This window comes from Paractinoplanes ovalisporus, from assembly GCF_016834655.1.
GTDB lineage: Bacteria > Actinomycetota > Actinomycetes > Mycobacteriales > Micromonosporaceae > Actinoplanes > Actinoplanes ovalisporus.
The window spans coordinates 106,947-126,185 of sequence record NZ_JAENHP010000008.1; the positions used below are offsets into that span (position 1 = coordinate 106,947).

Here is a 19,239-nt window from a genome sequence, read left to right on the forward strand (position 1 = left end):
ACAAGCACCGGGGAACGCGGTCAGGAGCGTCCGGCGTAGCGACGGCCGCCAGAACGGCGCGGCACCGCCTCGGGGAACCCTGCCGCGGCGGGCGTGGACCCGGAAGAGGGCGCGTCGTGGGTGACCGGACGCTACGGCCGGCGGCCGCGTTACGGACCGGTGTGGCACCCGGTCGCGAGGGACGGCGGGTTCCTGATCGGTGCGGTTGGTGCCGGGGCTGTCCCGTACGAGATCCGGCGTTTCTCCAAATACGAGATCAGAGTTTCTCCGAGTACGGGATCAGGGTTTCTCCAAGAAGGTGGCACCCCGCGAAGCCCGGCGATGACATATCGTGCCGGAATGGTTGCACCCCGTGACTTTGGAGGGTTGATGGTTCGCCGCTGGCATGTTGTCACCATGGCCGTACTGGCGGTGTTCGCGCTGGCCTGCGAAGCGGGAGCAGGTGGAGCGGGCGGCGGCGGAGGCGGCGATCCGGAGCCGCCGGGAGCGCCGCCCAAGGGCTATCCGTCGTCGATGGCGGCTCTCGGGGATTCGATCACGGTGGGGTACGGGAGTTGTGGGGCGTTCATCGCTTGTGAGCGCAACTCGTGGGCCACCGGGAGTGCCAAGGCTGTGGACAGCCACTATCGGCGGATCCTGGCCAAGAACCCGCGGATCAAAGGCAAGGCGAGCAACTTCGCGAAGCCGGGGGCGCGGGCGGGGGATCTGGCGGGGCAGGCGGCGCGGGCCGTGGACATGAAGGCGCAATATGTCACGGTCCTGATCGGAGCCAACGACGCCTGCGCGGGCAGCACCACCGCGATGACCTCGGTGACCACCTTTCGCAGCCGGGTCGACAAGGGGCTGGACCGGCTCAAGAAAGGGCTGCCGAAAGCGAACGTGATGGTCGCGAGCATTCCGGACGTCTATCGGCTCTGGCAGCAGGGGCGCAAGGACGAGCAGGCCGTACGGGCGTGGAAGCGGTTCGGCACATGCCCCTCGATGCTGGCCGACCCGGGGTCCACCGACGAGGCGGACGACCAGCGGCGCCGGGAGGTGCGGGCGCGGATCAACGACTACAACGCGGAGCTGGCCGAGGCGTGCGAGGCGTACGGGAGCCGCTGCCGCTGGGACGATGACGTGCACGAGAGCGGGTTCAGCCTCGACCTCGTGAACCAGATCGACTTCTTCCACCCGAACGCCGAGGGGCAGGCCGAGCTGGCCGATCTGACGTACGGATTCAAATAGGCTGCAACCCTTCACGACCCCGGCGCCGACATACAGGCAACAGGACGGGGAGGGACCGGATGCGGGCCGACGAGGACCGGGATTACGTCGACTACGTGCGGGGGCGGCTGTCGCGTCTGCATCGACTGGCGTACATGCTGTGCTCGGACGGGCACCAGGCCGACGACATCGTGCAGGCCACACTCACGGCGCTGTACGTGAACTGGCGTAAGGCCGCGGCGGCGGACAACCTCGACGGGTACGTCCACCGGATCATGGTGCGGCGTTATCTGGACGAGCGCCGCCGCCGGTGGTCGCGGGTGCTGCTGGGCAACCACGTGCCCGACACGGCGGAGGCGGTTCCGGCGGCCGACGACGGGTTCGGGGAGCGGGACGCGCTGGCGGCCGCGCTGCGGGGGCTGCCGAAGGGGCAGCGGGCCGTGGTGGTGCTGCGCTACTTCGGCGACCTGACCGTCGAGCAGACGGCCGAGGCGCTGGGCTGCTCGACCGGCAACGTCAAGAGTCAGTGCGCGCGTGGGCTGGCCACTCTCCGTGGAGCCATGGCACCGGTGGTCGAAAGGGAGCGGTCGTGAACGACGAGGAACAGCAGCTGCGGAACCGGCTGGAGCGGATCATCGCGCCGCCCAGCCGTCTCGAGGCGGAAACCATGCTGGATGCGGGCCGGCGCCAGGTCTTTCGCCGCCGCTCGTGGCAGGCGGCGGGCGGGGTCGCGCTCGCGACCGGCGTCGTGGTGGCGGTGCCGGTCGTGATGAGGGAACCGGATGCCGCACCACCGGCGCCGGCCTACGTGGCCGACTCGGTGACGCCGGTGAAGAAGAACTGCCAGATGACGGCGCTGGCCATGCCGAAGGGCGCCAAGGAGGCCACCGCCGAGGGCGTCGACCCCTCCGGGCGCTACATCATCGGGCACGACTTCTCGGGGCAGAACTTCAAGCCGATCCTGTGGACCGACGGCGTGCCGAAACGGTTGCCGCAGGTGGAGAAGTCGGTGCAGCTGACCACGGTCAACGCGAGCGGCGTGGTGGCGGGGCTGGCCACCGAGGGGAACCTCGAATACGCGTTCCGGTACGAGAACGGCCGCTACACGCGTTTGAAGACGCCGCCCGGGGACTGGCACATCTACCCGTGGCCGATGATGAACGCCGCCGGCGACATCGTCATCAACGCCGAGCCCGACGGCAAGATCGAGGGTGAGGACAGCATCGCGCTGTTCTGGGCGGCCGGCTCGACCACCGCGGTCAAGCTGCCGCTGCCCGAGGAGGCCAACGTCTACGACATCACCGACGACGGCATGATCGTGGGCGGCAGCTTCGTGAACGGCGAAGGACGGGACGCGTACGTCTGGGACCGCACCGGCCACGGCCGCAAGCTGGCCGCACCGGCCGGAATGCGGTCGGTCGCGTACGCGGCCGAGGGCGACTGGGCCACCGGCGGTCTGTGGCCGGCCACCGGCAGCGGCAAGCCGGCCCTGTGGAACCTGAAGACCGGCGCCGTCACCAAGCTCGACGGGGACGGGCCCGGCGACTCGGTCAACCGGGACCAGCTGGTGGTGGCCTCGGGCAAGCTGATCCGCGACGGCAAAGTGGTCGGCCTTCCGGCGCCGAAGGGTCAGGAGACCTCGGCGCGGGCCGTGGCCAACACGGGCCTGATCGTCGGAGTCGCCCAGGACGCGAGCAACGACGGACCGACGACCCCGCGCACGTGGAAGTGCTGAGAAAAGCAGCGACGACAGGGGTCAGCGACGACGGGGCGGGGCCGCCCACACGAAACGGGGTGCGGCGGCCGGCAGGGCCAGGGCGCGGTAGCTCGGCTCGACCGGGCGGCCCCGGTCGGGCGGGCGCCAGATCGGCGGCGGGCCCCACCAGATGACCCGCTCGCCGGTCGGCTGCGGCAGCACGGGCAGGGGCGGCGCCCCCAAGGCGTGCCGGGGCGACTGCGGGGGCAGGGCGGACGGACCGGAAGGGGCCTCCGCAGGGGTCTCGACGTGGGTCGCATGGGTGGCCGGGGCGGTGGCCAGCACGACCGCGGCGCCGACGGTGAGCGCGCAGGCCACGCCGGCCGGGATCAGCCAGCCCTCGCGGACGGTGTCGCCAAGGAACACCACGGCCACGATGGACGGCGCCATCACCTCGGCCGTCCAGTGGATCGCGGTCACCGGGCCGACGTCGCCGTGCTGCAGGGCGTGGGCGTAGAGCGTCATGCCGGTTCCGGCGAAGACGAGCAGGGCCGCGACCAGCGGCTCGGTGACCAGGGCGAGCGCGACCTGGCCGGCGCCCACGCCCTCGGGCACCGGCAGCGACCGGCCGACCAGGGCGGCGCCGCCGAGCGACAGACCGGCGCAGGCCGCGATGACGCCGCCGGGGGCGTCGACCTTGACCGCGCCGTAGCCGACCAGAACCATGGCGGCGGCCGCACCGCAGAGGGCGAACCGCAGCTCGCCGGGCGTGTGGACCTCGGCCTGCGGGGCGGCCGAGAAGGCCAGGAAGGTCAGCGAGACGATCGTGACGAGGATGGCCGCCGAGTCGCGTTTGCGCAGGCGGGAGCCGAGCCAGATGCGGGCGCCGAGCACGGTCAGGGCCAGCGAACCGGCCAGGATCGACTCGACGACGTAGACCGCCAGCGTCTGCAGGGCGATCATGGCGCCGACCCAGGCCAGGATGTCGAAGAAGATGCCGGCCAGATAGAGCGGGTGGGCCATCGTCTGGGCCGTGCTGCGGCTGCGGCGGGCGCCGACGGCCTGCAGGATCGAGGCGGTCGCGTAACAGAGCGACCCGAAGACCACGATCGAGACCGCGACCCAACCGGCGCCGGTCATGGTGAGGACCAGACGCCGTGACGCTGAGTCGATCGAGCAATCACGATCCGATAATAGGCTCCCGGGCGGGGTTCTAGATAGTGGCGACGGCCAGAACCTGCCCCGCGTACGTCTCGACCTGGACCGCCGCCACGTCGGCCGGAGCCACCAGCGCGCTGCCGTCGACCGCGGTGCCGTCCGTCGCGCCGGCGTCGCTGACCAGCCAGCTTCCGGCGAACTCACGGCGGCCGTCGTTCGCCACGACGAACAGGCGGCACTGGGTACCGGCCGGGACGCCGGCGATCGTGGCACTCAGCCGCACCCATCCGGCGGCCGGGGTCATCGTCACGTTCAGCGCCGTGCCGGTGGTGCGGTCGAGCGCCGTGAGCACCTTCGGGGCGGCCGCACTGGCCGCGGCCACGGCCCGGGCGTCGGCCGAAGTCGCGGTCGACCGGCCGGCATAGAGGCCGCCCGCGAGGGCCAGCACGGCGGCGGCGACCCCGGCCAGCGTCCACAGCGCGGTGCGCCGCTTGTCCTGGCCGCGGCGCTCCTCCCGTACCTGGGCAAGGGTCTTGTGCAACAGCAGGTCACCGTCGGGCGGCGGGCCCTCCAGGAACGCCTCGGGCGGGATCTCACCGAGCCGTTCCTCCATCTGGCGCAGGTCGCCCACCTCGCGGCGGCACTGCGGGCAGTCCTCGACGTGGGCGTGCACGGCCGACCACTCGTCGTCGTCGAGCACACCCAGGGCGTACGCACCCAGCTGCTCGGTCTGGTGCCCGCTCATGTGACTCCCGTCGGTTCGGCGGCGGGCAGCGCCTCCCGCAACCGGCGCAACGCCTCGTAGCTGCGGGACTTCACCGTCTCGGCCGGAAGACCGAGCGACGCCGCCGCCTCTTTGACGTCACGCCCCTGGAAGTACAACTGGTTCAACACCTCGCGCTGTTCGGGCGGAAGCGTCCCGACGGCGGTGAGCATCTCCATCGGTCCGGCCTGCGGCTGCGGCACGCCCTGCTCGGCGGCGACATCGCGCACGATCGGAAACAGATGCGCCCGTACGGCACCCCGGTCGCCGCTGAGGGAGGCACTGGCCGACCAGGCCCGCACCAGGGTCTCGCGCACGATGAGTTCGGCCCGCACCCGGTCTCCGGCGCTCAACCGGGTCGCGTACGCGAGCAGGGCGGCCCCGTGCTCCGCGAAGAGCCGCCTTACGAGCACCTCCCCGGCGGTGCGGTCGCGTCGGCTCACTCCCCCACCCGCAGGACGGAGATGGTGTTGTCGCCGCCGTTGGAGACGTACGCGGTGCGTCCGTCGGGCGACACCCCCACCGTACGGGGGCTCTTGCCGACCTTGACCGTCGCCGTGATCTTGCCGGTCTTGCCGTTGAGCACCGACACCGTGCCGTCGAACTCGTTGACCACGTAGCCGTAGCGGCTGTCGGTCGAGAAGGCCACGCTCTGCGGATCACGTCCGACCTTGAACGGGCCGGTCCGCTTGAGGGTGACCGTGTCGATCAGGTCGGCGGTGTCGGACTCGTAGCCCGCGACCAGCGCCATCCGCCCGTCCGGCGAGACCGCGATGCTGTGCGGCGCCCGCGACACCGGGATGGTGCGGATCACCGCGTTGGTCCGCATGTCGATCACCGAGACCGCGTTCGACTCGTGGTTGGCGGTGAACGCGCGCATCTGGTCGCCGGAGAAGCCGACCGCGTGCGGGTTGGGCCGCACCGGCAGGTCCGACTCCATCCGCAGCGTGCCCGAGCTGAAGATCTCGAGCCGGCCGTCACTGTGGATCGGCACCCAGAGCTTGTTGTCCGGGGCGACGGCCAGTGTGTACGGCATGTGGCCGGTGTCGAGGTAACGGACCACCTTGCGGCTGGCCGTGTCGACGACCGCGACGCCGCTGCCGGTGTGCTTGTCGTCCTCGTACATCGACACGAACACCGTACGGCCGTCACGCGAGACGGCGACGAAACGGGGCGTGTTGCGCAGCACGACCGGGGAGACCTTGCGCGTACGGGCGTCGACCACCGAGAGGACGCGGCTGTTCTGATTGGCGACGTAGATCGTGCGGCCGTCGGGCGAGACGATCACGCCCTCGGGCTCGGCGCCGACCCGGATCGTGCCGACCACCGTGGGGCGGGCGACGCTCTGGACCCGTTCGGCGGCCAGCGGGACCCGCGTGACCTCGGGGGCCACCGTCTCCTTGAGTTCGGCGCTCGGCTGCTGGGTGGCCTGCGGACCGGCCACGGCGTTGGAGGAGGGCTGACGGCGGCCGTCGAGCAGGGTCATCGCCACGCCGGCACCGCCCAGGACGACCAGCGTCGTGAGGATCGCGACCAGGACCGTGGTGCCGATCTGGCGGCGGGCCGGTGGGGGCGGGGCGGGCAGGACGGTGACGCGGGCGGGACCGTAGCCGCCGGCGACCATCCCTCCGTCGTACGTCCGCAGGCCTTCCGGTTCGCCGCCGCGGGAGGTGCCGTAGTCACGGGCGGCGTAGGCCCCGGCGACAGCGGGAGCAGGTGCGGCCGTAGCTGCGCCTTGCGGAATCCCGTCCCACGTGCCGCCCTGGGGAACTCCGTCCCAGGTGCCGCCTTGGGGAACTCCGTCCCAGGTGCCGCCTTGGGGAACTCCGTCCCAGGTGCCGCCTTGGGGAACACCGTCCCAGGTGCCGCCGCCGTTCTGCGGGGCGACCGCGTTCGCGACCTGGCCGGTGACGCGGACGTCGGCCCAGCCCGCTGGACCCCGTACGGTGACCGAGCCGTCGAGCCAATCGGAGCGTGGCAGCCACATGATGCGCAGCGTCCGGTCGTTGAGCATGGCCCGCAGGCCCGGCCCGGAGACGGTCACGGTGGCGCCGGCGACGGCCAGCGGCGGCCCCTCGACCCGGATGTCGGCGACCAGGCGCGGCGTCTCGGCGGCGACCGTGCCGAAATCGACGCGTTCGGGTTCCAGCCGTACGGCGGTCCGTTCGAGCGCGGCGGCCGCGGCGGCGGACACGCTACGGCTGTCGTCCTCCATCATCTGCTGGAGGGCATGTCGTGCGGCAGCGGCCATCGCGAGGTCGGCACCCCACGCCAGCCTGGCCAATCCGTCGACCCCGGTCAGCCGGGACTCCCGGATCGGACTGCCGATCTCGGTCAGCACACTCTGCGGTAGTCCAGTATCACTCATAGTGTCCCCGCGATCATCATGCGGTGACGGGGGTCCACATGGGAAGACACAGAGCGAAGTTGGCATCTGTTCCGATGCCGACACTTAGGGTCCCCGGATGCCTCTCAGCCCCGCCGACCTGGCCGGATACGTCGACCGGGACCTCGACACCGATCTTGCCCGCTGGTTCGCCGGCACCGAGCCGATCACGCTCGACGGCGACGTCCGCCCGGTCGAGCCGTTCCTGGCCCGGCTCGCACCGGCCGACGCCGCCGCCCTGGCCGCCTTCGACCGCCGGGTACGTTCCGGCACAATGCCCGCATTCCTGGACATCGCCGACTGGGTCTACGGTTTTGACTTCGCCGCCAACGGCTGCGGCATCCTCGACTCCGACTACGCGACCGAGCTGACCGACGACGACCTGTACGCGGTGGCCGCCGACGGCAGCGGCAGCTACTACGTCGTGCTCACCAATGGGCAGGTCGCCACCTGGTTCCACGAGGAGGAGGTGGTCGAGGGCCACACCCGCTTCGACAACCTCGACGTCTTCGTCTGGACGATGGTGCGCTACCAGGCCGTACGGGATGGGAAGCTCACGTGGGCCGACGTCCAGGACGACTTCGACGCGCTGGCCCAGGACGGCGCGGCCATCCTGCTCAGGTGATCAGGTGTTCAGCTGCCAGATGGCCAGGTTGAGCGCCGTCGCGTAGGAGACCCAGGCCCAGTACGGGAGCAGCAGCAACGCGGCGCCGCGGCGGACCCGCCAGAAGGCGACCGTCGTGGCGCCGATCAGCAGCCACAGCACGACGATGTCGGCGAAGGCCAGACCGTACTGGCCGGCGCCGAAGAACAGCGGGGTCCAGATCGCGTTGAGCACCAGCTGGGCCGCATAGAGCCAGAGCGGCCAGGTGAAGCCGACGCGCTGCCAGGCCAGCCAGCCCGCGACAGCGATCATCACGTAGAGCACGGTCCAGACCGGGCCGAACAGCCAGGACGGCGGCGCCCAGGCCGGCTGCTCGAGGCCGTTGTACTCGGCGCTGGTGCCGGCCACACCCAGCCCACCGATCGCGGCCGCCACGAAGACGGCCAGTCCGAACCCGGCCAGCGCCAGCCAGCGGTGCCGGTGGGGCGTGGGCAGCGGAAGCGCGGCTTGGCTCATGAGATGAGAGTTCCCGAACTGGACCGTCCGAAACGAAACATCACCTCGGCCGGCCCAGCCACCACTGATCGGAAGTCAGTTGCCACACCACTCTTTGACCTCGTCGTCGTTGAGCAGGCGGATCAGCGCGGCATTGACGGCGAAGGCGGTGATCGCCGGGAAGATCGCGCCGGTGAACAGGTTCACGACGGCGCCGAGCAGGTTGATCACGGACAGTCCGATCGCCACACTGCGGGCCCACGAGCGACCCTGCCAGATGAACACCCCGCACACCGCCTGCGTCGCGGAGAGCACGAATTGCGCGTAGACCAGGACGTAGACCACGGCCGGAACCCGCATGCCGTGCGAGTCGGTGACCGTGCCGAGCAGGACGATGGAGAGCAGAAAGCCCAGGACCCCGAACCCGCCGAGCAGGAAGGCCAGCATCTTCGCCTTGCGGGGCCGCACCGGCCGGGTGGGTTCGGGATAACTCTGGACGTCGGCTTCGTACAACGGGAACGCCTCCTCCTGGACAACCGTCGACAGTGGTCAGTGCGAGCTCATGTCGATGAGTGTGAATCGTTCCGACGGGCCTCTCCATGCCGCACCGGTGCGGCATGGACCGGGGGCGGGGTGCGTGCCAAACTGCGGGCGTGGACCTGCTCCGGGGCGTTGACCTGCACCAGCGGATCCAGGCGATCACCACCGGCGTGATCCTGCTGTCCCGCGTCGGCACGCTGGTCATGGTCGGTCTGAGCATCGTGGCGCTGGCCCGGCTCGACGGCTACACGAACAAGCCGCTGGCGACGGCCACCTATCTCACGGTCGCGGTGTGGAGCGTGGTCTTTCTGCCGGTTGTCGCGAGACGCGACCCGATCCCCCGCCCGGTGCTGGCGATCGACGTCGCGGTCACGTCGGCCGCGGCCGCGGTACTGCCGTGGAGCCTGACCGAGGAGGCGTTCGCCACGGCGGCCGTGCCCGACTTCGAGCCGGTCGGCGTCTCGACCGCGGTCGCCGTGGCCCTGGCGACCGCGTCCTGGTGGGCCACCGCAGCCGGCGGTCTGGCCCTGGCCGTGGCCTACTTCGTGGCCCAGCTCGCGTCACCGGCCTACTTCGAGGTGGCCTCCACCGCCAACATCATCGGCTGGCAGGTGGTCACGGCCGCCTGCTGCTGCCTGTTCATCCGGCGGCTGCGGGCGGTCGCGGACGCGGTCGACCTGGCCACCGACCAGGTGATCGCCGCCCGGGAACGCGTCGCCGCCCGGCGCAGCCAGGACGAGGAGCGGATGCGTCACTTCCAGGAGCAGCTGCTGCGGCACCGCGCGCTGCACGACGGCCCGCTGCGCCTGCTCACCGCGATCGCCGGCCAGGGCCCGGCCGGGCACCCCGACCCCCGGGTCCGCGGCCAGGCCGCGATCAGCGCCAACGTGCTGCGCGGCACCACGCCTGACGACCCCGACGGCACGCTCACCGAACTCTCCCTGGCCCTGATCGAGGCCGGCAACGACAGCGCCGCCCAAGGCCTGCGTGTGGAGTACCACTTCGCCAACCTGCCCGACACGTTGCCGTCCGAGGTGCTGCACGCGTTCCGGCAGGCCGCCGCGGAGGCGCTGGCCAACGTCGCCCGGCACGCCGGCAGCAGCCGGGTACGGCTGACCGCCCTCTCCGACCGGCAGGCGGTCCCGACCGTCACGGTCGCGGTCGTCGACCAGGGCAAGGGCTTCGACCCCGAGACGACGCCGTTCGGTTACGGCATCCGGCACTCCATCACGGCCCGCATGCACGAGGTCGGCGGCGCGGCCGGCGTGGACAGCCACCCCGGCCAGGGCACCCGGGTCGACCTGCGGTGGCCGGCATGATCCGGGTCGCCGTCATCGACAACGACAAGCTGGTGCCGGCCGGGCTGCGGGCCCTGCTGGCCGAGACCGGTGACATCCGGGTCGTGCACGCCGCCACCACCGTCGGCGACCACCTCGCGGCCGCGCCCGAGGCCGATGTCGTGCTGCTCGACTTGCGGCTCGAGGACGGCACCGAGGCGGCGGCCAACGTCGCCCGGCTGCGGCGTACGGGCGTACGGGTCCTGGTCTTCTCGGTGCACGGCGACCGCCGACACGTGCGCGCCACCGTCCGGGCCGGCGCCGGTGGCTACCTGGTCAAGGACGACGACGCGGCCAAACTGACCGACGCCATCCGCAACGTCCACGACGGCCAACCGGCGTTCACGGCCGAGCTGATGACCATCATCAACGACGATCCGCCGGAGCTGTCGCCGCAGGAGGCGCGGGCGCTTTACCTCTACGGCACCGGCAGCACCCTGGCCGCCACGGCCCGCCGCATGGGCGTGACCATTCCGACCGTCCGCTCCTACCTGACCCGCATCCGCGCGAAGTGGGCCGCGATCGACGAGCCGGTCGACGACGTACGCACCCTGGTCGATCAATATCAGCCCCGCCCCGAACCCAGCTGACTCCTATGCTGCCCCCATGGAGGGCAGGAATCCCGCTCAGACATTCGGTGAAGTAGCCGACGACTACGACCGCGTCCGCCCGGCGTACCCCACGGCCCTGTACGACGACGTGCTCGACTACGGTCCGCCCGGCATCGGCGGCCGCCGGGCGCTGGAGGTCGGGGCGGGCACCGGCCGGGCCACCGAGGCGTTCGCCGCGCGAGGCGTGCCGGTGGTGGCGGTGGAGCCGGACGACGCGATGGCGGACGTCCTCGTCCGGCGCGTGGGCCACGCTCCCGATGTCCAGTTGATACGCGGACGGTTCGAGGAGTTCCGGAGCGACGAGAGGTTCGGGCTGCTGTTCAGCGCCGAGGCGTGGCACTGGACCGAACCCCGGACACGGTGGGCGCAGGCCGCCGGCGCGCTCGCCGGCGGGGCGACGCTGGCGCTGTTCTGGAACACCGAGCGGGTCGCCGACCCGGCCCTGCGAACCGCCATGCTCGAGGTCTTCGCGCGGCACGCCCCATCGGTCGTCATCAACGATGAACCGGTGGCCGCCGACCAGGTGTGGCAGCGGTGGCCCGGCGACGAACTGTCCGGCCAGTCCGCATTCGAGGGACTTGTGAGCCGCCATTACCGGTCACCGCGGAACATGCCGAGCACGGACTATCTGGACCTGACCCGGACCAGGTCGCAGTACCGGATGCTGCCGCCGTCGACCCGCCGGCCTCTGCTGGCCGCGCTGGAGGCCTTGTTCGACGACGAGGTGCCGCTGGCCATCCACACGACCCTGCTGCTGGCCCGCCGCGCTTAGTTGCGGCGGCGGGTCAGGTGCACGACCACCTCGTCGCCGTCGGTCTTGCCGATCGCCTTACGGACCGTGCCGTTGACCGGCAGCTTGTGGGTGCCGTCGCCGAGGGCCATGAAGGCACCCTCGAACGGCACGCCGTCGACCGTGCCGGCCACCTTCACCAGCCCCCGGGTGCCGAAGATCTCGGCCGAGCCCGGCAGCTTCACGCAGGTCCAGGTGTCCCCCTCATTGACCTTGCCAAGCGTCGCGGTAAAGGTGATGTCGAGCGGTCCGGCGGCCATCGCGAGTCCTTCCTTTCGTGCCTTCCGTGCTGAACTCACATCAACGTACGGCCGGAGGTCAGCCATCACCGCATCACGCGCCCGAGCTTTGCTCCTCACCGGCGTCGCGGGCGTCGGAAAGAGCACCGTGGCCGACGCGGCCGGAAGCATCCTGACTACCGCGGGCTTCGCCACCGCCGTCGTCGACACCGACGCGCTGGCCCAGTTCGGGCCGCCGCCGGCCCCCTACGACGAGATCAAGTGCGCCAACCTCGCGGCGCTGTGGGCCACTTTCCAGGCCGCCGGGGCGCGGTTCATCGTGGTCGCCGCGGTCGTCGACAGCCTCGCCCGGCGGGAGCGGTATGCGGAGAGTCTGGCCGGCTGCGAGGTCGTGCTGGTGCGGCTGACCGCGGCCGACGAGGTCGTACGCGATCGCCTGCGGCGGCGGGACACCGGGGCCAGGCTCGAGCGGCACCTCAGCGCACTCGACTCGCGTCGCCGACTGTCGCCGGAGGACTTCGCCGTCGCCAACGACCGCGCCCCGGAGGAGGTCGCCGTGGAGATCCTCACGGGCGCAGGGTGGCCTACGGGGCCTCATCAGTGACGGGTTCCGCCTTCCTGCCCGCTTGCGCAGCGGCGGGTGGTCAGCGCCGTGGCTGCATCGTCGTCGTGCAGCCCTTCACCGGTCGGTCAGGGCGGTTCGGGAACTGGATCGCGGAGCCGTAGTCGAACCGGCTACCGGTCCACATCGCCAGGACCTTGACTCCGATAGTCGGCGAACTGCTCGGATCGGTCGCCGCGTACTCCCGCGAGAGCATCGTGACCACCTTGCCGTCGAACTGCAGGCAGCCGCCGGTGAAGTTCGGCCCGGGTATGTTGGTCGGGCGTTGGCCGAGCAGCCGCGGCCTGGCCGGATCGGACGCGCCGTCGAAAATCAGAAGGTAGTCGGTTGAACGGCCGGCGCCGACAACACAGTTGAGCACGACGAACGAGTCCGGGACCTCGTCGCCGGTGATGTCGTGGTAGACCGTCTTGAAGAACTGCTCGGCGCCGATCTGTCCGCGCCGTCGGGCAGGTCGACAACCAGCGGGTAGGGGTAGCGGTCGTTGACCCTGGCCGGCCACATACCGTGCTCGTCGCGGGCCGAGACGCAACCGGTCATGCCGGTGCTGTTCTTGACCGTCCACTCCTTGGCCTTCGACACGCAACGTGCCGTGTCGGTGGTCCCGCCGGTCAGGCCCACCGCGCCCGCGGCGATGCCCTTGACAACGTCGCCGCTGCGGTCGACGAGCCAGCCGCCCCCGTCCTTGACCTTGTCCCAGGACCATGCCGCGGCGTCGCCGGCCGCGGCCAAGGGATTGAAGAAGGCGACGTGCCCTTTCGAGAAATGCGGCCATGACCCGCTGACCGTGTGCTTGGCCGGGTCGACGATGGCCGGCACCAGCACCCAACTGCCGTTCTCCTCGATGAACATGGCCACCCGGCTCGGGTCGACCGTGACGCCGGACGGTGGCCGATAGGACACGGTGACCGTGCCACCACGCGCGGGGTGGTCCAAGGCGACATCGAAGGGACGGTTCAGCGGCACGAACCCGGGCACCGGGGCCGGGCCCTCCTCATCCTGAGCGATGGTGACCTTCGTATTTTCGGACAGCTGCCCGGAAGTGAAGGTGACGCGCACCTTCCCGTCGCCGGAAGAGACGCTGCCACCGGACCTGCTGACTTCGTGCCCGTCGTCGTAGAACCAGCTGCACGAGGTCACGGACGCCAAGGTGGTCAGGGCCAGGACTGCGGCACAGAAACGACGCGGCACGACGAAGTCCTCTCAGGTGGGTCTTGTCGCATTTTCGGGCCGACCGGACTGCCCGAGGCATCCGTTCACCGGCCCGACCGCCTTGGCCGTCGGCCCGATGGTTTCCGGCTGCGTGCGCCCCCGCCAGCACAGCCGACAGGGTTCGCAGACGTGCACAAACGGCACTCGTTGATGGAGTTTTGAGATTTCGCTCCTACAGTCGATGGATGGAGATGGAGGTGCTCCGCCCCTCGGGCGCCGCGCGGACGCCGGCCATGGACGAGGAGCCGGGGCCGCCTCCCTGGTGGAAAAGGGCGGATCTGCGGCGGAAGATCCTCATCGGCGCGGTTGTCGTCTGGGCGGTTGCCATCACCGGTGTCGTGCTGTTCCGCGGGGGTGACGACGCGCCGGCCGCGGCCCTGCCCTCGGCCTCTCCCTCGGCGTCGGACGGGCCGCTCACCGTGCCGCAGGTGTATGAGGCGCTGCGGCCCTCGGTTGTGCTGATCAAGGCGGGCTCCGACACGGGGACCGGGGTGATCGTCAACGCCGACGGCACGATTCTCACCGCCAACCACGTGATCGACGGGGGCGCGAGCATCACCGTCACCTATGCCGACGGGACCGAATCGCCGGCCGAGGTTGCCGACGCCAGCGCCGCTCAGGACATCGCCACCCTCACGCCGGAGAAGCTGCCCGAGACGCTCGTGCCGGCCGTGCTCGGGGGCGGGGCGGGGATCGGCGACGACGTGGTGGCCATCGGCAACCCGCTCGGCCTCACCGGGACCACGACCAGCGGTGTTGTCTCGGGGCTGGAACGCACGCTCGACCGTGAGAAGGGCGGGCCGATCGCGGGGCTCATCCAGTTCGACGCGGCGGTCAACCCGGGCAGTTCGGGCGGGCCGCTCATCAACGACCAGGGCCAGGTGATCGGCATCGTGATCGCGCTGGCCAACCCGACGGACGCCGGCACCTTCATCGGCATCGGCTTCGCCGTCCCGATCGGCGCCGCCCTCGGCGCCGGCGAGGGTGACGGCCAGAACCCACCGCTGTAAAGACAGAAAAGGGACGGGACGCATGAACGCGTACAACTGGAGCGACGCCCCGCCCGCCTCGGCCGGGCCGATCGAGAAGGTGCTCTACGAGGTCAAGAAGACCATCGTGGGCCAGGACATGCTGCTGGAGCGGCTGCTGGTGGCGTTGCTGGCGCGCGGGCACATCCTCGTCGAGGGCGTGCCGGGCCTGGCCAAGACCCTGGCCGTCAAGTCCCTCGCGGAGGCGATCGGCGGCGACTTCCACCGGGTGCAGTTCACGCCCGACCTGGTACCGGCCGACATCGTCGGCACCCGCGTCTATCACCAGCCCACCGGCGAGTTCCAGGTGCAGCTGGGGCCGGTCTTCACGAACCTGCTGCTGGCCGACGAGATCAACCGGGCCCCGGCCAAGGTGCAGTCGGCGCTGCTCGAGGTGATGCAGGAACGGCAGGTCACGATCGGCCGTGAGACCCACAAGGTGCCCAACCCGTTCCTGGTCATGGCCACCCAGAACCCGATCGAGACCGAGGGCACCTACCCATTGCCCGAGGCCCAGACCGACCGCTTCATGATGAAGGTGATCGTCGGATACCCCAGCACCACGGAAGAATTCGTCGTCGTCGAGCGGGCGCTCGGCGCGGCCGCGGTCATCCAGCGCATCATCGACCCCGACAAGCTGGTCGGGCTGCAGCAACAGGCCGACCAGGTGTACGTCGACCCGTCGCTGATCGAGTTCGCGGTGCAGCTCGCCCACGCCACCCGGGAACCGTCGCGCATCGGCCTGACCGACCTGGCCCGCTACGTGACGTTCGGGGCCAGTCCCCGGTCGTCGATCAGCCTGGTGCTCGCGGCCCGGGCGCTCGCGTTCATCCGGGGACGGGAATACGTCGTACCGGAAGATCTGACCGATTTGGCCCTGGACGTGATGCGGCATCGGCTGGTGCTGTCGTACGAGGCGCTGTCGGACGACGTGACGGCCGATGTGATCCTGCAGAAGGTGCTGGCCAACGTGGCCGTCCCGGAGCCCGCGGGCCGAGGCCGCTGATCATGACGTCGGCACCGGACCGGCTGCTCAGGCGCCTGGAGTGGCGGCTGGGACGCCGCCTGGACGGGCGGCTGCAGGGCAACTACCGAACGGTGTGGCACGGGGCCGGCATCGACTTCACCGACCTGCGGGTGTATTCGGCCGAGGACGACGTACGGCACATCGACTGGAATGTCACCGCGCGGCTTGACGAGCCGTACGTGCGGCAGTACACCGAGGACCGGGAACTGACCGCGTGGCTGGTCATCGACCGGTCAGCCTCCATGCGATTCGGCCAAGGCGCCGGGAAGGAATCCACCGCCACCGAGCTCGCGGTCAGCATCGCGCGACTGATCTCGCGGGGCGGCAACCGGGTCGGCGCGATCCTCTTCGACAACCTGAGCCACCAGGTGATCCCGCCGCGCGGCGGGCGTGACCAGGTTCTGCGGATCACCCGCGAGCTGCTGCGGCCCGCCCCCAAGGGCAAGCCCGGTAAGACGACCGATCTGGCCGCGATGCTGCGGCTGGCCGCGGCCACCACGGCCAAGCGCCGCAGCCTCGTCTTCGTGATGAGCGACTTCATCGGCGACCCGGAGTGGGACCGGCCGCTGGCCCGGCTCACCCACCGGCACGAGGTCGTGGTGATCCGGGTGGTCGACCCGGCCGAGGTGGAGTTGCCCGACCTCGGCGTGATCCTGGTTGAGGACGCCGAAACCGGCGAGCAGCTGCTGGTCGACACGAGTGATCCGCTGCTGCGCGACCGGCTGGCCGAACAGGCCGGGGCCCGCGAGGACGAACTGGCCGCGGGCATGCGCCGGGCCGGGGTCAGCGCCCAGCGCATCACCACCGACCAGGACATGTTGTCGGTGCTGGTCGACTTGGTCAGCCGATCGGGCCGGGGGCGATAGGTGAGCTTCCTCTATCCGGCCCTGCTCGCGGTCGCCGCGCTCGTCACGGTCGCGGCCGTGGCGGCGTACCTCAATCTGCAGAAGAGACGCACGGTGGCGCTGCGTCAGGCCGGGTTCGCGCCACCCTCGAGGATCAGACGCCATCTCCCGTACGGGCTGATCCTGCTCGCCCTTCCGATCCTGCTCGTCGGTCTGGCCCGGCCGCAGGCGGAGGTCAGCATGCCCCGCGTGTCCGGGACCGTGCTGCTCGCCTTCGACGTGTCGAACAGCATGCGGGCCACCGACGTCGCCCCGAGCCGGCTCGCCGCCGCGCAGGAGGCCGCGAAACAGTTCGTCGAGGAGCAACCGGACACGGTGGACGTCGGGGTGCTCGTCTTCGGCGACCAGGCGCTGCTCACCCAGGCCCCGACCGCCGAGCACGACGCCGCACTGGCCGCGATCGGGCGGCTGTCGGCCAGCGGCGGCACCTCGCTCGGGCAGGCCATCCTGGTCGGGCTGGGCACCATCACCGGCCGGCCGGTGGCGCTGCCCGAGGAGGGTGCACCGGCCCCCGACCTGGGCTACTGGCCGTCGGCGACGATCGTGGTTTTCTCGGACGGGCAGGAGACCGGCGGGCCCGACGTGGAGGCCGCCGCCGAGCTGGCCGCCGCCGCGGGCGTCCGCATCCAGGCGGTCGGGGTCGGCACCGAACGCGGGGCCACCGTCGAGGTGGACGGCTTCCAGCTCGGCACGGCCCTCGACGCGTCGCTTCTCACGGCAGTCGCGAAGACCACCGGCGGCTCCTACCTGCCGGCCGGGGACCCGGACACGCTGAACAACAGCACGAAGGCGATCGACCTGCGGCTGACCGCCAAGAAGGAGCCGCTGGAGCTGACCGCGCCGTTCGCCGGTGCCGCCCTGCTGCTGCTCATGCTGGGGGCCGTGCTCGGCACCCGCTGGCACGGAAGGATCGTCTGATGTCGTTCAGCTGGCCGTGGGCCCTGACCGCGCTGCTCGCGGTGCCGCTGCTGCTGGCGATCCGCTGGTGGCTCAACCGGCGGCGCAAGCGGTCGGCGATCACGGTGTCGAGCGTGGCGCTGATCCGGGCCGCGCTGCCCGGGCGCAGCTCGTGGCGCCGGCGCATCCCGGTCTTCCTGTTCCTGGCCGGGCTGCTGTCGCTCGGGTTCGCCCTGGCCCGGCCGGAGGCGTCGGTGTCGGTGCCCTCGAACAGCACGTCGGTGCTGCTGGCGATCGACGTGTCGGGCTCGATGTGCTCGACCGACGTGCAGCCCAACCGGTTCACGGTGGCGACCGACGCCGCCCGCAAGTTCATCCGCGAGCAGCAGGACGGCACCCGGATCGGGCTGGTCGCGTTCTCGGGCATCGCGGGTCTGCTGGTCGCGCCCACCACCGACAAGAACGCGCTGCTCGACGCGATCGACACCCTCCGGACGGCCCGGGGCACGGCCATCGGGCAGGCCATCCTCACGTCGATCGACGCGATCGCGGAGAGCAACCCGCGGGTCGCCAAGACGGGTGTCGAGCTGACCTCGCCCGGGCAGCTGGGCGACTACGAGCCCGACACGATCGTCGTGCTGACCGACGGCTCCAACACCACCGGCGTCGACCCGGTGACCGCGGCCGAGCAGGCGGCGGCCCGGCGGTTGCGGGTCTACACGATCGGTTTCGGCACGACCGAGCCGGCGCCGATGGTGTGCACGGCCGACCAGATCGGCGGCGACTCCCCGTTCGGCGGCGGCCGCGGCTGGGGCGGCGGGCGCGGCGGCGGGCGCAACCAGGAGATCGACGAGCAGGCCCTGACCCAGGTGGCCGACACGACGGGCGGGCGCTACTTCCGGGCCGAGGACGCCGACCAGCTGGTGGACGTGCTGACCGACCTGCCCCGCGAGTTCAACCTGCGCAAGCAGGACGTCGAGATCACGTTCTGGTTCGTGCTGGCCGCGTCGCTGCTGGTCGTCACGGCGGTCGGCCTCAGCCTCTGGTGGAACCGAGCACCCGTGCGAAAGCCACCACCCGCTCCGGCACGAGCGACAGGAACTTGACCGGCGCCACCGCCTCGACCTCCAGCAGCCGGAGGCCGGGCGCGGTGTCCGGGTCGATGAGGAAGTCGAGCCGTACCGAATAGACCGGCGGCCCACCCGGCGGGCGCAGGGACAGGAATTTCCCGTACGCCGTGAGCGCCACCTCGATCTGCCGCGCGCTCAGCTCGTAAACCCGCGGGTCGGGGTGGAACGCGCGTTCCGCGGTGCCCGGTCGCAGGATCGCCGCTTTCGTGATCGCGTGCGACACCCGCCCGTCGAGCATGACCACGGCAAGCTCACGATGGGTGTCGATGGCGGCGACATAGGGCTGCACGAGCACGCCGAGCCCAGTGTCGAGAATGGACCGGGCGTGCGCGACGGCTGCCTCCAGCCGGTCTTCCGGGAACTCGCCGATGCCGAGCCAAGCCTCGAACTCGGCCATCCGCACCCACATGCTCCACGGCGACTGGACGACCAGCACGTCGTAGGCGGACCAGTCGACGGGGTTGTCACCGTCCCAGGGCACCTGGTCGACGGTCACGCCCTCGGCGGTGAGGGCGGCCGTCAGCGGCTCGGCGTCGACGTCTCTCCAGTGGGCTTCCGGGAGGCGGGTCGAGGTCACCAGGGCCAGGCGCATC

Annotated in this window: 23 protein-coding genes; 13 read left to right on the plus strand and 10 right to left on the minus strand. The window is 71.0% G+C overall.

All coding sequences use genetic code 11. The annotated features are described in order from the left end of the window. The first annotated feature begins 369 nt into the window (after positions 1-369). From JIG36_RS24735 to JIG36_RS24745, 3 genes are read left to right on the plus strand one after another with little or no spacing between them, the layout of a single operon-like run. Positions 370-1,227: an SGNH/GDSL hydrolase family protein gene (locus JIG36_RS24735; RefSeq protein WP_203378783.1), complete on the plus strand. Its 858-nt coding sequence runs from the start codon at positions 370-372 to the stop codon at positions 1,225-1,227. Positions 1,228-1,286: 59 nt separating this feature from the next. Continuing rightward, positions 1,287-1,799, plus strand: coding sequence for a SigE family RNA polymerase sigma factor (locus JIG36_RS24740; protein ID WP_203378784.1), 513 nt, complete (start codon positions 1,287-1,289; stop codon positions 1,797-1,799). Next, on the plus strand, positions 1,796-2,941 hold the full coding sequence (locus tag JIG36_RS24745) for a hypothetical protein (RefSeq protein ID WP_203378785.1): 1,146 nt from the start codon (positions 1,796-1,798) through the stop codon (positions 2,939-2,941). The genes JIG36_RS24740 and JIG36_RS24745 overlap by 4 nt, the downstream gene beginning before the upstream one ends. A gap of 21 nt (positions 2,942-2,962) precedes the next feature. Here the strand turns inward: JIG36_RS24745 and JIG36_RS24750 are convergent, their stop codons facing one another. From JIG36_RS24750 to JIG36_RS24765, 4 genes are all read right to left on the minus strand, one after another. Continuing rightward, positions 2,963-4,042, minus strand: a complete 1,080-nt coding sequence (locus JIG36_RS24750; RefSeq protein ID WP_203378786.1) for a hypothetical protein — start codon at positions 4,040-4,042, stop codon at positions 2,963-2,965. Between the two features lie 73 nt (positions 4,043-4,115). Further along, positions 4,116-4,805 carry an anti-sigma factor family protein gene (locus tag JIG36_RS24755; RefSeq protein ID WP_203378787.1) on the minus strand — a complete coding sequence of 230 codons (690 nt, stop codon included), beginning with the start codon at positions 4,803-4,805 and terminating at the stop codon, positions 4,116-4,118. Beyond that, positions 4,802-5,266, minus strand: coding sequence for a sigma factor-like helix-turn-helix DNA-binding protein (locus JIG36_RS54185; protein ID WP_203378788.1), 465 nt, complete (start codon positions 5,264-5,266; stop codon positions 4,802-4,804). The genes JIG36_RS24755 and JIG36_RS54185 overlap by 4 nt, the downstream gene beginning before the upstream one ends. Continuing rightward, entirely contained in the window at positions 5,263-7,191 is a 1,929-nt protein-coding gene (locus tag JIG36_RS24765) for a YncE family protein (RefSeq protein WP_236048200.1), read from the minus strand. The genes JIG36_RS54185 and JIG36_RS24765 overlap by 4 nt, the downstream gene beginning before the upstream one ends. Positions 7,192-7,288: 97 nt before the next feature. Here JIG36_RS24765 and JIG36_RS24770 point away from each other — a divergent pair, with 97 nt between their 5' ends. Then, positions 7,289-7,834, plus strand: a complete 546-nt coding sequence (locus JIG36_RS24770; RefSeq protein ID WP_203378789.1) for a hypothetical protein — start codon at positions 7,289-7,291, stop codon at positions 7,832-7,834. On the opposite strand, the gene JIG36_RS24775 is transcribed toward JIG36_RS24770, so the two are convergent. Together JIG36_RS24775 and JIG36_RS24780 are read right to left on the minus strand one after the other, a co-directional pair. Beyond that, on the minus strand, positions 7,835-8,329 hold the full coding sequence (locus tag JIG36_RS24775) for a TspO/MBR family protein (protein WP_203378790.1): 495 nt from the start codon (positions 8,327-8,329) through the stop codon (positions 7,835-7,837). Positions 8,330-8,404: 75 nt separating this feature from the next. Beyond that, the gene (locus tag JIG36_RS24780) at positions 8,405-8,821 is read right to left on the minus strand and encodes a hypothetical protein (protein WP_203378791.1); all 417 of its coding nucleotides are present in this window, start codon (positions 8,819-8,821) and stop codon (positions 8,405-8,407) included. A 140-nt stretch (positions 8,822-8,961) separates the two neighbouring features. Between JIG36_RS24780 and JIG36_RS24785 the strand changes: the two genes are divergently transcribed. From JIG36_RS24785 to JIG36_RS24795, 3 genes are read left to right on the plus strand one after another with little or no spacing between them, the layout of a single operon-like run. After that, positions 8,962-10,167: an ATP-binding protein gene (locus JIG36_RS24785; RefSeq protein WP_203378792.1), complete on the plus strand. Its 1,206-nt coding sequence runs from the start codon at positions 8,962-8,964 to the stop codon at positions 10,165-10,167. After that, the gene (locus JIG36_RS24790; protein WP_203378793.1) at positions 10,164-10,775 is read left to right on the plus strand and encodes a response regulator transcription factor; all 612 of its coding nucleotides are present in this window, start codon (positions 10,164-10,166) and stop codon (positions 10,773-10,775) included. Before JIG36_RS24785 ends, JIG36_RS24790 begins: the two co-directional genes overlap by 4 nt. Before the next feature lie 16 nt (positions 10,776-10,791). Then, positions 10,792-11,568 (plus strand): class I SAM-dependent methyltransferase, encoded by a 777-nt coding sequence (locus JIG36_RS24795; protein WP_203378794.1) that lies wholly within the window; start codon positions 10,792-10,794, stop codon positions 11,566-11,568. Here the strand turns inward: JIG36_RS24795 and JIG36_RS24800 are convergent. Beyond that, positions 11,565-11,846, minus strand: a complete 282-nt coding sequence (locus JIG36_RS24800) for a DUF1905 domain-containing protein (protein WP_203378795.1) — start codon at positions 11,844-11,846, stop codon at positions 11,565-11,567. The genes JIG36_RS24795 and JIG36_RS24800 overlap by 4 nt on opposite strands. 127 nt (positions 11,847-11,973) lie before the next feature. On the opposite strand from JIG36_RS24800, the gene JIG36_RS24805 reads away from it, so the two are divergent. Next, positions 11,974-12,429: a hypothetical protein gene (locus JIG36_RS24805; RefSeq protein ID WP_203378796.1), complete on the plus strand. Its 456-nt coding sequence runs from the start codon at positions 11,974-11,976 to the stop codon at positions 12,427-12,429. A 40-nt stretch (positions 12,430-12,469) separates the two neighbouring features. Here JIG36_RS24805 and JIG36_RS52190 read toward each other — a convergent pair whose 3' ends face one another. Beyond that, on the minus strand, positions 12,470-12,643 hold the full coding sequence (locus JIG36_RS52190) for a hypothetical protein (RefSeq protein WP_236048201.1): 174 nt from the start codon (positions 12,641-12,643) through the stop codon (positions 12,470-12,472). A gap of 116 nt (positions 12,644-12,759) precedes the next feature. Continuing rightward, positions 12,760-13,638, minus strand: coding sequence for a hypothetical protein (locus tag JIG36_RS24810; RefSeq protein WP_203378797.1), 879 nt, complete (start codon positions 13,636-13,638; stop codon positions 12,760-12,762). 206 nt (positions 13,639-13,844) lie between these two features. On the opposite strand from JIG36_RS24810, the gene JIG36_RS24815 reads away from it, so the two are divergent. From JIG36_RS24815 to JIG36_RS24835, 5 genes are read left to right on the plus strand one after another with little or no spacing between them, the layout of a single operon-like run. Further along, on the plus strand, positions 13,845-14,669 hold the full coding sequence (locus JIG36_RS24815; protein ID WP_203378798.1) for a S1C family serine protease: 825 nt from the start codon (positions 13,845-13,847) through the stop codon (positions 14,667-14,669). Positions 14,670-14,691: 22 nt separating this feature from the next. Continuing rightward, complete coding sequence (locus tag JIG36_RS24820) at positions 14,692-15,693, plus strand: AAA family ATPase (protein WP_203378799.1); 1,002 nt, start codon at positions 14,692-14,694, stop codon at positions 15,691-15,693. Between the two features lie 2 nt (positions 15,694-15,695). Then, positions 15,696-16,580: a DUF58 domain-containing protein gene (locus JIG36_RS24825; protein WP_203378800.1), complete on the plus strand. Its 885-nt coding sequence runs from the start codon at positions 15,696-15,698 to the stop codon at positions 16,578-16,580. Continuing rightward, positions 16,581-17,537 (plus strand): VWA domain-containing protein, encoded by a 957-nt coding sequence (locus tag JIG36_RS24830; RefSeq protein ID WP_203378801.1) that lies wholly within the window; start codon positions 16,581-16,583, stop codon positions 17,535-17,537. After that, on the plus strand, positions 17,537-18,622 hold the full coding sequence (locus JIG36_RS24835) for a VWA domain-containing protein (protein ID WP_203378802.1): 1,086 nt from the start codon (positions 17,537-17,539) through the stop codon (positions 18,620-18,622). Before JIG36_RS24830 ends, JIG36_RS24835 begins: the two co-directional genes overlap by 1 nt. Here JIG36_RS24835 and JIG36_RS24840 read toward each other — a convergent pair. Beyond that, positions 18,552-19,238 (minus strand): DcsG N-terminal domain-containing protein, encoded by a 687-nt coding sequence (locus JIG36_RS24840; RefSeq protein WP_203378803.1) that lies wholly within the window; start codon positions 19,236-19,238, stop codon positions 18,552-18,554. The two genes, JIG36_RS24835 and JIG36_RS24840, sit on opposite strands and share 71 nt — an antisense overlap. Position 19,239: the final 1 nt, after the last annotated feature.